The organism is Paraburkholderia sp. BR10882 (assembly GCF_040948855.1).
GTDB classification, from domain to species: Bacteria; Pseudomonadota; Gammaproteobacteria; order Burkholderiales; family Burkholderiaceae; genus Paraburkholderia; species Paraburkholderia nodosa_A.
Genome location: NZ_JBFPKP010000003.1, coordinates 55,942 through 70,522, shown reverse-complemented (window position 1 = coordinate 70,522; position 14,581 = coordinate 55,942). Strand labels below are relative to the sequence as shown.

The window sequence follows — 14,581 nt, the reverse complement described above, 5'->3', positions numbered from 1 at the left end:
GTGACTGCAAACATCTGGAGATAAGGGCCGGGTCCCCGCCGGCCTCGCACACGCTCACGGCACAAACGTGGCACACTTCGCAGCCCGTTCGCAGCCCGTTCGCAGCCCGTTCGCAGCTCCGGCAGCCGCCCCGTGCGGGGCCCGCGGCTCGTTCCGGCACGCCGCCGGGCGCGTTTGGTAACATGGCGCGAAGCGCTGTCGGCACCTTTCGGCCTGTGTGCCGCCGCAGCGCGTCCTTCGTTCACGTCGTTTTGCAACACCTGCCCGCATGGCCCAGGACAAACTGATCGCGTGTCACGATTGCGACGCGCTCTACCGCAAACCGCGGCTGCTCGGCCGCCAGTCAGCGCGTTGCTCGCGCTGCGGCGCCACGCTCTACAGCAGCGCCGCGTCCCAGCTCGACCGCATCTGCGCCATCACGCTCGCGGCGCTCGTCACCTTCATCATCGCCCAGTCGTTCCCGATCATCGAGCTCGATGCGAACGGCATCACTACGGAGTCGAGCCTGTTCGGCGCCCTCGTAGTGCTGTGGCACGAGGACATGGAGATCATCGCGGTGATCGTGTTCTGCGCAACCATCCTCTTTCCGCTCACGGAGATGGTAGCGCTGCTTTACGTCCTGCTGCCTGTGCGGCGCGGCTTCATTCCCCCGGGCTTCGACTACGTGCTGCGCTGCATCCAGTTCGTGCGGCCCTGGGGCATGCTCGAGGTCTTCATGCTGGGCGTGCTCATCACCATCGTGAAAATGGTGAGCCTCGCGCGGGTGATTCCCGAAACCGCGCTCTTCGCCTTCGGCGCGCTCACGCTGATGTTCACCGTGGTCGTCACATTCGATGCGCGCACGCTCTGGGACATTGCCGACGGCCTGCGCGACGCCGCCCGCGCGGCCCGCGGGGGCAGTGCGGGTCCGGGCGGCCTCGCCGGCGACGCCGGCTCGGGCGGACCGCACACGCCGCATTCGCCCGCCTCGCCGTCACCGGCGCACCCGCTCTCCGAGCCCGAGATCCGCGAGCCCGGTACAGGCGCGCAAGACCCGGCAGCGCCGCGCGGCCGCCCGCTGCCCAAGGGGCCCCGATGAAATACCAGACCGCCAGCGACGCCGGCTACATCTCCTGCCACGCCTGCGGGCACGTGCAGGCGCATGTGCGCGCGCGGGGCCACGTGCGCTGCGCACGCTGCGGCTCGCCCATGCACGAGCGCAACCCGGACAGCATCATGCGTACGTGGGCGCTCCTGATTGCCGCGGCGCTGCTCTACATCCCCGCGAACCTGCTGCCCGTGATGCATACGACCTCGCTCGTCGGCGAAGAGGACGACACCATCATGAGCGGCGTGGTCTACTTCTGGACCTCGGGCGACTGGCCGCTTGCCGTGATCGTCTTTATCGCCAGTATTCTCGTGCCGATGCTCAAGCTATCGGTGCTCGCGCTGCTCGCGTTCACCTCGCAGCGCGGCTCGACCTGGCGGCCCGTGGAACGCACGAAGCTCTACCGGCTCGTCGAATTCATCGGGCGCTGGTCGATGCTCGACGTGTTCGTTGTCACGCTAACCGTGGCGCTGGTACGCTTCCAGTCCCTTGCGGTCATCACGGCGGGCCCCGGCGCGATCGCGTTCGGCTCGGTCGTGATCCTGACGATGATCGCCTCGATGCAGTTCGATCCGCGCTTGATCTGGGATCCGGTGGACGAAGACAAACACAAACCTGCGCAACACACACAGGATCAACCCCATGAATAGTCCGAAAGGACCGACCCCGCCCAATCTGCCGGAGCCGGAGATCGTCAAGCCGCGGCGCTGGCTGCCCTCGCTCGTCTGGATCGTGCCGATCGTCGCGGCGCTGATCGGCGTGGCGCTCGTCGTGAAGTCGGTCGCCACGCGCGGCCCGACCATCACGATCAGCTTCGTGAGCGCCGAAGGACTCGAGCCCGGCAAGACCAAGGTCAAGTACAAGGACGTGGACATCGGCTCGGTGCGCGCCATCAAGCTCTCGCCCAACCTTTCGCATGTGATCGTTACGGTCGAACTCACCAAGGACGCCGAACGCTTCGCCGTGAAGGACAGCCGCTTCTGGGTCGTGCGCCCGCGCGTGGGCGCTAGTGGCGTTTCGGGCCTCACCACGCTGCTGTCGGGCTCGTACATCGGCGCGGACGCGGGCCGCTCGCAGGAGTCGCAAAGCGACTTCGTCGGGCTGGAGGCGCCGCCTGCCGTGACCATCGACGAGAAGGGCCATCGCTATACCCTGCACAGTGCGACGCTCGGCTCGCTCGACATCGGCACGCCGATCTTCTACCGGCGCATCCAGGTCGGCCAGGTGACGGGCTATTCGCTCGACAAGGACGGCACCGGCGTGACGGTGCAGGTGTTCGTGAGCGCGCCCTTCGACCAGTACGTGGGCACCAACACGCGCTGGTGGCACGCGAGCGGCGTGAACGTGCAGCTCGATTCGAACGGCATCAAGGTCAACACGCAATCCCTCGCCACGATCGTGGTGGGCGGCCTCGCGTTCCAGGCTCCGCCCGGGCAGTCCATGGGCCCCCAGGCGCCCGACAGCGCCACCTTCGCGCTGGCCTCCGACGAGGCTGAGGCAATGCGCGAGCCGGACGGTGCGCCGCAACGCGTGGTCATGTACTTCAACCAGTCGTTGCGCGGCCTTTCGGTGGGTGCGGCGGTCGATTTCCGCGGCATCGCGCTCGGCCAGGTCACCGACATCGGGATCGAGTACGACCCGAAACAGCACAACTTCACGATGCCAGTGACGATCGACCTCTATCCGCTACGCCTGTCGCGCCGCATCCGCGGCGAAGCGCCCGCGCCGCATACGCCGCAAAGCGAGGAGCTGATCAAGCGGCTCGTCGCGCGCGGCCTGCGCGGCCAGTTGCGCACCGGCAACCTGATCACGGGTCAGCTTTACATCGCGCTCGACATCTTCCCGAAGGCGGGCCCCGCGACGGTCGACTTCAACCACGACCCGCTCGAGCTGCCCACGGTGCCGAACTCGCTCGAAGAACTGCAGCTGCAGGTCGCGGACATTGCGAAGAAGCTCGATCAGATTCCGTTCGACAAGATCGGCAACAACCTGAACGACTCGCTCAAGAACGCCAACCAGCTGTTCGGCAAGGTGAACGACCAGATCCTGCCGCAGCTGCAAGGCACGCTCGACCAGGCGCAGAAGACCTTCAACGCCGCGCAGTCCACGCTGCAGCAAGATTCGCCGCTGCAGTCCGACGTGCACCAGGCGATGCAGGAACTCACGCGTACGCTGCAATCGCTCAACGCGCTCTCCGATTATCTGGAGCGCCATCCCGAATCGCTGCTGCGCGGCAAATCTGGAGACAAGCCATGACGTTCCGACGCGTCCCCGCCCTTGCCGCGCTCGGCGCGCTGGTCATAGCCGCCGCGCTGGCGGGCTGCAGTTCGCCCGCCAGCCGGTTCTACACGCTCAGCCCGAGCGACGACACGGGTCGCACCGCCGCGGCCGCGCCGAGCGCGGGCAACGCCCAATGGCTGATCGAACTGGCGCCTGTCGACGTGCCGCCGCAGGTCGCAAAGGCACAGTTCGTCGTGCAAACCGACGCCAACCAGGTGCGCGTACTCGAGCAGGAGCGCTGGTCCTCGATGCCCGGCGACGAGATCCGCCGGGCGCTCTCCGGCGACCTCACGCAGCAGCTCGGCACCATCGACGTGTACGGCTCGCCGCATCCCGAGGGCGTGCCCGTCTATCGCGTGAGCGTGAACGTGCAGCGCTTCGAATCGTGGCCGGGCTCGCACGCGCTCATCGACGCCGTGTGGAGCGTGCGCGCGCTCGACTCGCAAACGGTCCTGACCTGCCGCAGCGTGCTCAACGAAAAGGTGGGCGACGGCTACGACGCGCTCGTCATCGGCCACCGGCAGGCGGTCGAGGCGCTCTCGCAGTCGATCGCGAGCGGCGTGCGAGCGCTCGCGGCCGCGCCGCGCGTGAGTGTGGCCTCGAATGGCACGAAGGCTGGTGTGCGTGCGAAGACGGCGGCGAGCATCGCGTGTCCGCAGATGGCGGCCGCCGGCGGCTGAGGCGGCGTTTTTTGCTGAGGCGAGTCTGCGGCGCACCTGATCGCCACGCCCCAAAGGCGATCCAGAGCCGATAAAGGTCCGCACGTCACGCTCTTGGAGGAGGCGTCCGCGACGAGGCAAATGGCGGCCAGGTGCGGCTATCGAGCGGTCTCCAGCGGCGCTGGCGGCATGCACGCCTGGCCGCTCCCGCAACCCGCGTACAATAGCGCCTTCCCCGCAGCGTCCCATCCTCCTTCATGTCTTTCGATTTCTTTGCCCCCTGCCCGCGCGGCCTCGAAGCCACGCTCGCCGCCGAACTGGCCGAAACCGCGCAACGGCGCCTGCCGCCCGGCGCACTTCAGGTCGGCGCCGAGGTGCCCGGCGGCGTGCATTTCCGCGGCAACTGGGCCGGCGGCATCGCCGCCAACCTCCATTCGCGCATTGCGAGCCGCGTGCTCCTGAAGATCGCCCAGCGCCCGTATCGCAGCGAACAGGACATCTATGCGCTCGCGCGCGAGCAGCAGTGGGAGAAGTGGTTCTCGGCGAACGAGACGATCCGCATCGACATCACCGCGATCAAGTCGCCGCTGCGCAGCCTCGAATTCGCCACGCTGCGCGTGAAGGACGCGATCTGCGATCGCATGCGCGACAAGGCAGGCGCGCGTCCGAGCGTCGATACCGCCTATCCCGATGTGCGCGTATTCGCCTTCCTCACGGCGAACGAATGCACGCTCTATCTCGACACCTCGGGCGAGCCGCGCTTGAAGCGCGGCTGGCGTCTGGACAAGGGCGCCGCCCCGCTGCGCGAGAACCTCGCCGCGGGCATCCTGCGCCTCACGGGCTGGACGCCCGGCACGCCGCTCTACGACCCGATGTGCGGCAGCGGCACCTTTCTCGCGGAAGCCGCGCAAGTCGCGCTCGACATCGCGCCGGGGCTCGATCGCCGCTTCGGCTTCGAGTCGCTCAAGCAGGCCGACATGGCCGCGTGGCGACACCTCAAGAGCGAGGCGAACACGGCGCGCAATCTCGCCCAAGGCAAGACCAGCGATCTGCTGATCTACGGCAGCGACATCTCCGATGTCATGCTGGAAAAGGCGCGTGCGAACTTCAAGCGCGCGGGCTTTGGCAGCGTGACGCTCAAGCAGCTCGACGCGCGCAACATGACGCCTCCCTCGGCTGCGCCCGGCATTCTCGTGGCGAATCCGCCGTACGGCGAGCGTATCGAAGTGCGCGGGCGCAACGCGCGCGGCGAGGCGCGCCCGACGGCGCGCGAGCTGCGCGGCGACGACGACGAAGGCTTTCGCCGCGCCAAGGACGAGGCGCCCGACGCCGAGTTCTTCCAGGCGCTCGGCGACGCGCTCAAGCAGCGCTTCACGGGCTGGCGCGCGTTCGTCCTCACCTCGGACCGCAAGCTGCCGGGCCAGCTGCGCCTGCGCGAAGCTGCCAAGACGCCGCTCTACAACGGCGCGCTCGAATGCCGCCTGTTCCGCTTCGACCTGATCGCGGGCAGCGTGCGCCAGCGTCCAGCGAACCCCGCCGCCAGCAGCGACGACGCCAGCTGACATTGGCAAACGCGCACGGCGGGTGGCCTTCCCACCCGCCGCCTCGACTCGCCCGTCACGGCGCGTCGAACCTACTGACAACACGCTGTCAGCAGCCCCCTGGCACACTGCTTCTACGCCATCCGGCGAGGCTGCCGCCGCCCGGCTGCCGCCATTCAACGTCCGCCGTTGTCTTCGAGGAGCTGCACCGTGTCTACCGATCTGTCCCGTGTGATCTCGTGGTTCGAAATTCCCGCGCACGACCTGGAGCGTGCCGCCCGTTTTTACGAAACCGCCTTCGACACCGCGCTGCAGCGCGAGGTGGTCGGCGGCGTGCCGATGGCGCTGTTCGCTCACACCGATACGGAAACCGGCGGCTGCATCGTGTTCAATCCGCATGACGCCAAGCCCGACCCGAAGGGTGTGCTCGTGTATCTGAACGCGCAGCCATCGGTCACCGCCGTGCTCGACCGTGTGCAAAAAGCCGGCGGCAAGCAGCAAGGGCCAGCGGTGGAGTTGCCGAACAATTACGGCTATATCGGCTTCTTCATCGATACCGAAGGCAACCGCGTCGGTCTGCACGCGCCGAAGCTCGGCTAAGCCGCGGCCGGGCGCCACGCGCGCCCGGCGCTATCATCTGTGCTTATCCCAGTCACCGCGCCCGCCTTCGCGACTGCCCTGCCATGACCCGCCGTGCCGACCGCCTTTTTCGCATCGCCGAACTGCTGCGCGGCCGGCGTCTCACCACGGCGCAGCAGCTCGCAGAATGGCTCGAAGTTTCGCCGCGCACGGTTTATCGCGACGTGCGCGACCTGCAGCTCTCGGGCGTGCCGATCGAGGGCGAGGCGGGCATTGGCTACCGTCTCGCGCGCACCGCGAGTCTGCCGCCGCTCACCTTCACCGCCGACGAACTCACCGCGCTCGCGGTAGGCGCTCGCATGGCCGAGTCGTGGGGCGGCGCGGCGCTCGCGAGCGGCGCACGCGGCGCGCTGGCGAAGATCGCCGCCGCGATGCCCGCGGAAAAGCGCGCCGTGCTGGAACGGCTTGCCGTGTTCGCGCCCGCGTATCACATGGATCACGCGTTTTCGGACAAGCTCGACGCGCTGCATCGCGCCGTCGACACGCGGCTCGTCGTGCGCTTCGCGTACTGCGACCGCATCGGCGCGCATACGCAGCGGCGCATCTGGCCGCTCGGGCTCGTGTACTGGGGCGCGCAATGGACCGTGGGCGCCTGGTGCGAAATGCGAGAGGACTTCCGCAATTTCAACATCGCGCGCATGGAGAACGTGGAAGTGCTCGAGCAGTTTCCCGATGTGAGCGGGCGGCGCCTCGCCGACTATCTGCGCCGCGTGAATGCGCCTTCGCTCTGAGCGCTCGGCACAGCCGCAAATGAAAAAGGCGCACATCGCTGCGCGCCTTTCGCGTGGGTCTGATGCGAGCCGCGCTTACTCCACCGCCTTCACCATCTCCTCGATCACCTTCTTCGCGTCGCCGAACACCATCATGGTTTTATCCATGTAGAAGAGTTCGTTGTCGAGGCCCGCGTAACCGGCCGCCATCGAGCGCTTGTTCACGATGATCGTGCGCGCCTTGTACGCCTCGATGATCGGCATGCCCGCGATCGGCGACTTCGGATCGTTCTTCGCCGCCGGGTTCACCACGTCGTTCGCGCCGAGCACCAGCACGACATCGGTCTGGCCGAACTCGTTGTTGATGTCCTCCATTTCGAACACCATGTCGTACGGCACCTCGGCTTCCGCGAGCAGCACGTTCATGTGGCCCGGCATGCGGCCCGCCACCGGGTGAATCGCGTAACGCACGTCCACGCCCTTCTCCACGAGCTTGTCGGTGAGCTCCTTGAGCGCATGCTGCGCGCGCGCCACCGCGAGACCGTAGCCCGGCACGATCACGACGCTTTCCGCATTGCCGAGCATGAACGCGGCATCGTCAGCCGAGCCCGACTTCACCGGACGCTGTTCCTGCGAGCCGCCTGCTGCCGCCGCACCCGCCTCGCCGCCGAAGCCGCCCAGCAGCACGTTGAAGAACGAGCGGTTCATCGCGTGGCACATGATGTACGAGAGGATCGCGCCGGAAGAACCCACCAGCGACCCCGCGATGATCAGCATGGCGTTGTTCAGCGAGAAGCCGATGCCCGCCGCCGCCCAGCCCGAGTACGAGTTCAGCATCGACACGACCACGGGCATGTCCGCGCCGCCGATCGGGATGATGATGAGCACGCCCAGCGCGAACGCGATCAGCGTCATGATGATGAACGGCAGCCACGACTGCGTGAGGAAGAACAGGATGCCGAAGCCGATCATGCCGAGCGCGAGCATCAGGTTGATCAGATGCTGGCCCGGATAGACCACCGGCGCGCCCTGGAACAGGCGGAACTTGTACTTCCCGGAGAGCTTGCCGAAGGCGATCACGGAACCCGAGAAGGTGATCGCACCGACGAACGTACCGATAAAGAGTTCGATACGGTTGCCGTACGGCAGGAAGCCCGGATACGGCGCGTCTTCTGCAACCAGTCCGAACGCGGCCGGTTCGGAGACCACCGCATACGCGATGCACACCGCCGCCAGACCGATCAGCGAGTGCATGGCCGCGACGAGTTCGGGCATCTTCGTCATCTCGACGCGCGCGGCGACGTACGCTCCGAGGCCGCCGCCCACCACGAGCGCCGCGAACAACAGCGCAAGCCCCAGGCCGAGGTTCGAGCCGAACTGTGCGGACTCCTTCACGATCAGCGCAAGGGTCGTGAGAATGGCGATGGCCATACCGACCATGCCGAACACGTTGCCGGCGCGCGCGCTCTTCGGATTCGACAGCCCCTTGAGCGCCTGGATGAAGCAGACCGACGCCACCAGATAAAGCAGCGTAACGACGTTCATACTCACGAAGTTCAGCCCCATCATGCGCCCTCCTTGCTGCCAGGGGCGGAGAGCTTTTTCGGCTCCTTCTTGCGGAACATCTCCAGCATTCGCCGCGTGACGAGGAACCCGCCGAACACGTTCACGGCCGCGAGCAGCACGGCGAAGGTGCCGAAGAACTTGCCCGGTCCGCCCACGGTCAGGCCCGTGGCGAGCATCGCGCCGACGATCACGATCGCGGAAATCGCGTTGGTCACGGCCATGAGCGGCGTATGCAGCGCGGGCGTGACGTTCCAGACCACGTGATAGCCCACGTACACGGCCAGCACGAAGATGATCAGGTTGATGACGGTATGGTTGATGACTTCCATTCTTGTTCTCCTCCTCGTCATGCCTTGCGCGTGACCTGGCCGTCGCGGGCCAGCAGCGTGGCCGCGACGATGTCGTCCGCGAGATCGATGTTGAGCGTGGCTTCCTTCGTGACGATGAGCTTCAGGAAGTCGAGCAGGTTGCGCGCGTAGAGCGCGGAGGCGTCGGCGGCGACCATCGAGGCGAGGTTCGTGTAGCCGCAGATCTGCACGCCGTGGTGCGTCACCACCTTGTCGGCCTCCGTGAGCGGGCAGTTGCCGCCGCGTCGGCCGCTTGCCTCGTCGGCAACGGGACCGCGTCCTGCCGCGAGGTCGATCACCACCGACCCCGGCTTCATCGCCTGCACGGTTTCCGAAGGCAGCAGCGTCGGCGCGTCGCGGCCCGGAATCAGCGCGGTCGAGATGACGATGTCCGCCTGCTTCGCGCGCTCGTGCACCAGCGCCGACTGGCGCGTGAGCCACGACGGCGGCATGGGCCGGGCATAGCCGCCCACGCCGACGGCCGCTTCGCGCTCCTCATCGGTTTCGTAGGGCACGTCGAGGACTTTGCCGCCGAGCGACTCGATCTGCTCCTTGACGGCCGGGCGCACGTCCGAAGCCTCGATCACCGCGCCCAGGCGCCGCGCCGTCGCAATGGCCTGCAGGCCCGCCACGCCCGCGCCGAGAATCAGCACGCGCGCGGCTTTCACGGTGCCGGCGGCGGTCATGAGCATCGGCATGAAGCGCGGATAGAGGTTCGAGGCCACGAGCACCGCCTTGTACCCGGCGATGTTGGCCTGCGACGACAGCACGTCGAGGCTCTGCGCGCGCGTGGTGCGCGGCGCGGCTTCGAGCGCGAACGCCGTCACGCCAGCCTCGGCGAGTTTCGCGGCGTTCTCCGCATTAAAGGGATCGAGCATGCCGACCAGCACTGCGCCGCGCTTCATGAACGGCAATTCGCTGACGGTGGGCGACTGGACCTTGAGCACGAGGTCCGCGCCGAAGGCCGTTGCCGCATCGGCGACCTGCGCGCCCACGGCCGTGTAGGCCTCGTCGGGATAGCTCGCGCCAGTGCCGGCGCCCGCCTGGATCGTGACCGTGTGGCCCTGGGCGACGTACTTCTTGACTGTCTCCGGCGTCGCGGCCACGCGGGTTTCGTTCGCCCGCGTCTCTGCGGGCACTCCGATATGCATCGTTGTTTCCTCCTCGACCTTCTTGTTCTAGCTGTTCTGGCTCGAATCGAGCGAAGGGAGGCCGACAAACGGCGTTCAAGCGCCGGCATCCATTGCAACGGCACACGACGGCACCACTTTAACCGAAAGCAGCGACGCCTTTGTAGCGGGAATTGCCCGTTTTTGTGCGATGCACACAACACGCCGTGTCGTCCGACCGGACGGTCGGCAGTGCCAGCCGATCCGGGCAAGTGCCCTCTGGGGCCCGATCCGGCCCCGGGCAGCGTTCGCGCCGTCCCGGTAAAATACCGGCCCATGAATGAGGAAACCTGGGCACCCCACGTCACCGTGGCCGCGATCGTCGAGCGCGACGGGCGTTTTCTGCTCGTCGAGGAACACATGCCATCTGGACTGCGTCTGAACCAGCCCGCCGGCCATCTGGAAGCGGGCGAAACGCTGCACGAGGCCGTAGTGCGCGAAACGCTCGAGGAAACCGCACATGCGTTCACGCCCGAAGCGCTGGTCGGCGTGTACATGACGCACTTCGGCAAACCCGGCGAGAGCGGCGCGACGTACGTGCGCTTCACGTACTGCGGCAGAGTCGCAGCCGAGGCGGAAGACCGTGCGCTCGATCCGGATATCGTCCGCACGGTGTGGATGAGCGTTGACGAGATGCGCGCGGCAAGCGAGCGCCATCGCACGCCGCTCGTGATGCGCTGTGTCGACGATTACCTCGCCGGCAAGCGCGTGCCGCTGGATTTCATCCAGACGCACGCGACGGCACCGAAGGCAGCACCCAGGATGAACTAAGGCAGCAACGAAATGAGCAAACGTAAGGTCGTAGTAGGCATGTCGGGCGGCGTCGATTCGTCGGTTACCGCATGGCTGCTCAAGGAGCAGGGATTCGACGTCGTCGGTCTCTTCATGAAGAACTGGGAAGACGACGACGACGGCGAGTACTGCTCGACGCGTCAGGACTGGATCGACGTGGTGTCGGTCGCGGACCTGATCGGCATCGACGTCGAGGCCGTGAACTTCGCCGCCGAATACAAGGACCGCGTGTTCGCGGAGTTCCTGCGCGAGTATTCCGCGGGGCGCACGCCGAACCCGGACGTGCTGTGCAACGCCGAGATCAAGTTCAAGGCCTTTCTCGACCACGCCATGTCGCTCGGCGCGGAAACGATCGCCACGGGCCACTACGCCCGCGTGCGCCAGAACGAGGGCAACGGAAGCTTCGAACTGCTGAAGGCGCTCGACCACACGAAAGATCAGTCGTACTTCCTGCATCGCCTGAACCAGGCGCAGCTTTCGAAGACGATGTTCCCGCTCGGCGAGATCCCCAAAACGAAGGTGCGCGAGATCGCCGAAAAGATCGGCCTGCCGAACGCGAAAAAGAAGGATTCCACAGGAATCTGCTTCATCGGCGAGCGGCCGTTCCGCGACTTCCTCAACCGCTATCTGCCGACCCAACCCGGCCCGATGATGACGCCCGACGGCAAGGTGGTCGGCGAGCATATCGGCCTCGCGTTCTACACGTTCGGGCAACGCAAGGGCATTGGCCTTGGCGGCAGCAAGGACGGCAGCGGCGATCCGTGGTTCGTGGCGGGCAAGGACATGGCCTCGAACACGCTCTACGTCGTGCAGGGCCACGATCATCCGTGGCTGCTCGCGCACGAGCTGCGCGCAGGCAACGTGAGCTGGGTGGCGGGCGAGCCGCCGGCGCAGGATCACGCGTGCGGCGCGAAAACGCGCTATCGCCAGGCCGACGCGCCCTGCTCGTTCCATGCCGCAGACGAATTCGGCGCGGGCCAGTTCACGCTGCGTTTTCCCGACGTGCAGTGGGCCGTGACGCCCGGCCAGTCGGCGGTGCTCTATGACGGCGACGTGTGCCTGGGCGGCGGCATCATCGAAGCGGTGACGACGCTCGCGCCGCACGTGCCCGCCGTGCTGCCGCCCGAAGCGCCGAAGAAAAAGAAGCGCGTCCCGCGCAAGAAGCCTGCTGCGGCGACGGCCGCGTGACGCAAACTGCGTCAGGCAAAACGTAAGAAAACACCGCGCGGCGCCCTGGGCGCCGCGTTTTTTATCCGACTTTTGAAGCCTCCCACAGGCCGCTCGAACGACACTGCCCGCTTGCCTGCCAGTTTCACGAACTTGCGGCATCATTCCCGCAAGCCGCGCCCAGCAACCGCGCGGCTCACGCGCGCCGCCCCTTCACAAGAGGAGAGCAGGCGCGCGCATTACATCAAGTTCGAGGAGTTCCCCCCAATGTTTTCCCGACGTTATCTCGCCATGTGGGGCGCGGTGCTGCTGCTCGCGGCCTGTGCCGCCGCTGCCGCGCTCCATCGCCTGTCGTGGTACTGCATGATCGTGCCCGCGCTGCTCGTCGCGCTCGGCCTCTACGACATGTTCCAGGAGCGCCACGCGATCCTGCGCAACTACCCGATCTGGGGTCATCTGCGCTTCCTGTTCGAGTTCGTGCGGCCCGAGATCCGCCAGTACTTCGTCGAGGACGACACCGACGAAAAGCCGTTCTCGCTCGCCCAGCGCAGCCTCGTCTACCAACGCGCGAAGAACGCTGTGGACAGCCGCCCGTACGGCACCGAACTCGACGTAAAGGCCGTGGGCCACGAGTGGATCAGCCATTCGCTCGCGCCGACGAAGCTCGCGGGCAGCGACTTCCGCGTGCTCGTGGGCGCCAACCGCGCGCAACCGTACTCGATGTCGATCTTCAACATCTCGGCGATGAGCTTCGGCGCGCTGTCCGCGAATGCCATCCGCGCGCTCAATATGGGCGCGAAGAAAGGCGGCTTCGCGCACGACACCGGCGAAGGCTCGATGTCGAAATATCACCGCGAAAATGGCGGCGACATCATCTGGGAGATCGCCTCGGGCTACTTCGGCTGCCGCAACGACGACGGCACCTTCAGCGCCGATAAATTCCAGCGCCTCGCGAACGAGCCGCAGGTGAAGATGATCGAGGTGAAGCTCTCGCAAGGCGCGAAGCCTGGCCACGGCGGCATGCTGCTCGCGGCCAAGGTCACGCCCGAGATCGCCGAAACGCGCGGCATTCCCATCGGCAAGGATTGCGTCTCGCCTGCGCGCCACTCGGAGTTCTCCACGCCGCGCGGCCTGCTCGAATTCATCGAGCGCCTGCGCAAGCTCTCGGGCGGCAAACCCACGGGCTTCAAGCTGTGCATCGGCCATCCGTGGGAGTTTTTCGGCATCGCCAAGGCGATGCTGGAAACCGGCATCCTGCCCGACTTCATCGTCGTGGACGGCGCGGAAGGCGGCACGGGCGCAGCGCCGCTCGAGTTCACCGATCACATCGGCACGCCCCTGCAGGAAGGGCTGCTTCTCGTGCACAACACGCTCGTGGGCATCGGCCTGCGCGACAAGATCAGGATCGGTGCGAGCGGCAAGATCATCACGGCGTTCGATATCGCGCGCACGCTCGCGATCGGCGCGGACTGGGTGAACTCGGCGCGCGGCTTCATGTTCGCCGTGGGCTGCATCCAGGCGCAGAAGTGCCACTCGGACCGCTGCCCCACCGGCGTCGCCACGCAAGACCCCGTGCGCCAGCGCGCGCTGAACGTGCCGGACAAGGGCGAGCGCGTCTTCAACTTCCACCACAACACGCTGCACGCGCTGCAGGAGCTGATTCAGGCCGCGGGTCTCGCGAGCCCATCGGATCTGCGCGCGCATCACATCGTGCGGCGCGTGTCGTCGTATGAAGTGAAGCTGATGTCGGAACTGCTCAAGTACCTGAAGCCCGGCGATCTGCTCGAAGGCCGCTATCGCTATCAGCTGTACGAGAAGTGGTGGCCGGTTGCACGCAGCGATTCGTTCGCGCCGGCCGAGGAAAAGATCGTCTGAGGAAGGCGATCCGCGGCTTGAACGAAAACGCCCGACGGCACACCATGCCGTCGGGCGTTTTGTTTAAGTCACCCAGCAGATCAGCTGGACGTCAGCCTTGCGGCACCGTGTCGACGAACGATTGACGCTGCGAAAGCTTCTCGAAGTGGCGCGCGAGATTCGGATGCGCCTCGCGCCAGTTCAGCTCCGGCATGCGGAAGTCGAGATAGCCGAGTGCGCAGCCCACGGCAATATCCGCGATCGTGTAGCGGTTGCCCGCGCACCACGGGTTGCCGTCGAGCCCCTTGGCCATCGCGGCGAGGCTCTCGTGGATCTTGCGCTCCTGGCGCTTCACCCACGCCTCGTTGCGCTGTTCCGGCGTGCGCTGCGTGCCTTCGAGGCGGATCAGCACGGTCGCGTCGAGCATGCCGTCGGCGAGCGCCTCCCAGCAACGCACTTCAATGCGCTCACGTCCTGCGGGCGGAATGAGCTTGGCCACGGGCGAGAGCATGTCGACGTACTCGCAGATCACGCGCGAGTCGAACACGGCCTCGCCGTCGTCCATCACGAGACACGGAACCTTGCCGAGCGGGTTGAAATCGTGAATCGCCGTTTCCTCGCCCCACACGTTTTCGAGCACCAGCTTGTAGTCGATTTTCTTTTCGGCGAGCGTGATCCGCGCCTTGCGGACATACGGGCTGCCGAGCGAACCGATAAGTTTCATACCACCTGCCTTTTCTGGAATCCGGCCGAAGTATACGTTGGATTCG

Annotated in this window: 13 protein-coding genes and 1 pseudogene; 10 read left to right on the top strand and 4 right to left on the bottom strand. The window is 66.5% G+C overall.

The genetic code is table 11. The features are described 5' to 3' along the window. Positions 1-268 precede the first annotated feature (268 nt). The 7 genes and pseudogenes from AB3X99_RS09650 to AB3X99_RS09620 form a co-directional block, all read left to right on the top strand. Positions 269-1,078, top strand: coding sequence for a paraquat-inducible protein A (locus AB3X99_RS09650; protein ID WP_368605664.1), 810 nt, complete (start codon positions 269-271; stop codon positions 1,076-1,078). Further along, the gene (locus AB3X99_RS09645) at positions 1,075-1,737 is read left to right on the top strand and encodes a paraquat-inducible protein A (RefSeq protein WP_069268459.1); all 663 of its coding nucleotides are present in this window, start codon (positions 1,075-1,077) and stop codon (positions 1,735-1,737) included. The genes AB3X99_RS09650 and AB3X99_RS09645 overlap by 4 nt, the downstream gene beginning before the upstream one ends. After that, positions 1,730-3,343, top strand: a complete 1,614-nt coding sequence (locus tag AB3X99_RS09640; protein ID WP_069268458.1) for an intermembrane transport protein PqiB — start codon at positions 1,730-1,732, stop codon at positions 3,341-3,343. The genes AB3X99_RS09645 and AB3X99_RS09640 overlap by 8 nt, the downstream gene beginning before the upstream one ends. Further along, entirely contained in the window at positions 3,340-4,047 is a 708-nt protein-coding gene (locus tag AB3X99_RS09635) for a PqiC family protein (RefSeq protein ID WP_342947664.1), read from the top strand. The genes AB3X99_RS09640 and AB3X99_RS09635 overlap by 4 nt, the downstream gene beginning before the upstream one ends. Positions 4,048-4,283: 236 nt before the next feature. After that, a complete protein-coding gene (locus AB3X99_RS09630) occupies positions 4,284-5,588 on the top strand; it encodes a class I SAM-dependent RNA methyltransferase (RefSeq protein WP_368616756.1) in 1,305 nt (434 codons plus the stop codon). 189 nt (positions 5,589-5,777) lie between these two features. Further along, a complete protein-coding gene (locus AB3X99_RS09625) occupies positions 5,778-6,167 on the top strand; it encodes a VOC family protein (RefSeq protein WP_028201975.1) in 390 nt (129 codons plus the stop codon). Between the two features lie 77 nt (positions 6,168-6,244). Then, a pseudogene (locus AB3X99_RS09620) lies at positions 6,245-6,937 on the top strand (helix-turn-helix transcriptional regulator); the annotation flags it as partial. Positions 6,938-7,012: 75 nt separating this feature from the next. Here AB3X99_RS09620 and AB3X99_RS09615 read toward each other — a convergent pair. Genes AB3X99_RS09615 through AB3X99_RS09605 form a run of 3 tightly spaced genes read right to left on the bottom strand, consistent with a single transcriptional unit; the run spans position 7,013 to position 9,980 of the window. Beyond that, positions 7,013-8,467: an NAD(P)(+) transhydrogenase (Re/Si-specific) subunit beta gene (locus AB3X99_RS09615; protein WP_368617038.1), complete on the bottom strand. Its 1,455-nt coding sequence runs from the start codon at positions 8,465-8,467 to the stop codon at positions 7,013-7,015. A gap of 14 nt (positions 8,468-8,481) precedes the next feature. After that, the gene (locus AB3X99_RS09610) at positions 8,482-8,811 is read right to left on the bottom strand and encodes an NAD(P) transhydrogenase subunit alpha (RefSeq protein ID WP_028201972.1); all 330 of its coding nucleotides are present in this window, start codon (positions 8,809-8,811) and stop codon (positions 8,482-8,484) included. 17 nt (positions 8,812-8,828) lie between these two features. Next, on the bottom strand, positions 8,829-9,980 hold the full coding sequence (locus AB3X99_RS09605) for a Re/Si-specific NAD(P)(+) transhydrogenase subunit alpha (RefSeq protein WP_368616755.1): 1,152 nt from the start codon (positions 9,978-9,980) through the stop codon (positions 8,829-8,831). 294 nt (positions 9,981-10,274) lie between these two features. Between AB3X99_RS09605 and AB3X99_RS09600 the strand changes: the two genes are divergently transcribed. The 3 genes from AB3X99_RS09600 (at position 10,275) to AB3X99_RS09590 (ending at position 13,832) form a co-directional block, all read left to right on the top strand. After that, positions 10,275-10,769, top strand: a complete 495-nt coding sequence (locus AB3X99_RS09600; RefSeq protein WP_368616754.1) for an NUDIX hydrolase — start codon at positions 10,275-10,277, stop codon at positions 10,767-10,769. Positions 10,770-10,781: 12 nt separating this feature from the next. Continuing rightward, positions 10,782-11,978 (top strand): tRNA 2-thiouridine(34) synthase MnmA, encoded by a 1,197-nt coding sequence (gene mnmA / locus AB3X99_RS09595; protein WP_368616753.1) that lies wholly within the window; start codon positions 10,782-10,784, stop codon positions 11,976-11,978. A 246-nt stretch (positions 11,979-12,224) separates the two neighbouring features. Continuing rightward, entirely contained in the window at positions 12,225-13,832 is a 1,608-nt protein-coding gene (locus AB3X99_RS09590; RefSeq protein ID WP_342947658.1) for an FMN-binding glutamate synthase family protein, read from the top strand. A 91-nt stretch (positions 13,833-13,923) separates the two neighbouring features. Here AB3X99_RS09590 and AB3X99_RS09585 read toward each other — a convergent pair whose 3' ends face one another. Continuing rightward, the gene (locus AB3X99_RS09585) at positions 13,924-14,535 is read right to left on the bottom strand and encodes a glutathione S-transferase C-terminal domain-containing protein (protein WP_069268450.1); all 612 of its coding nucleotides are present in this window, start codon (positions 14,533-14,535) and stop codon (positions 13,924-13,926) included. Positions 14,536-14,581 lie beyond the last annotated feature (46 nt).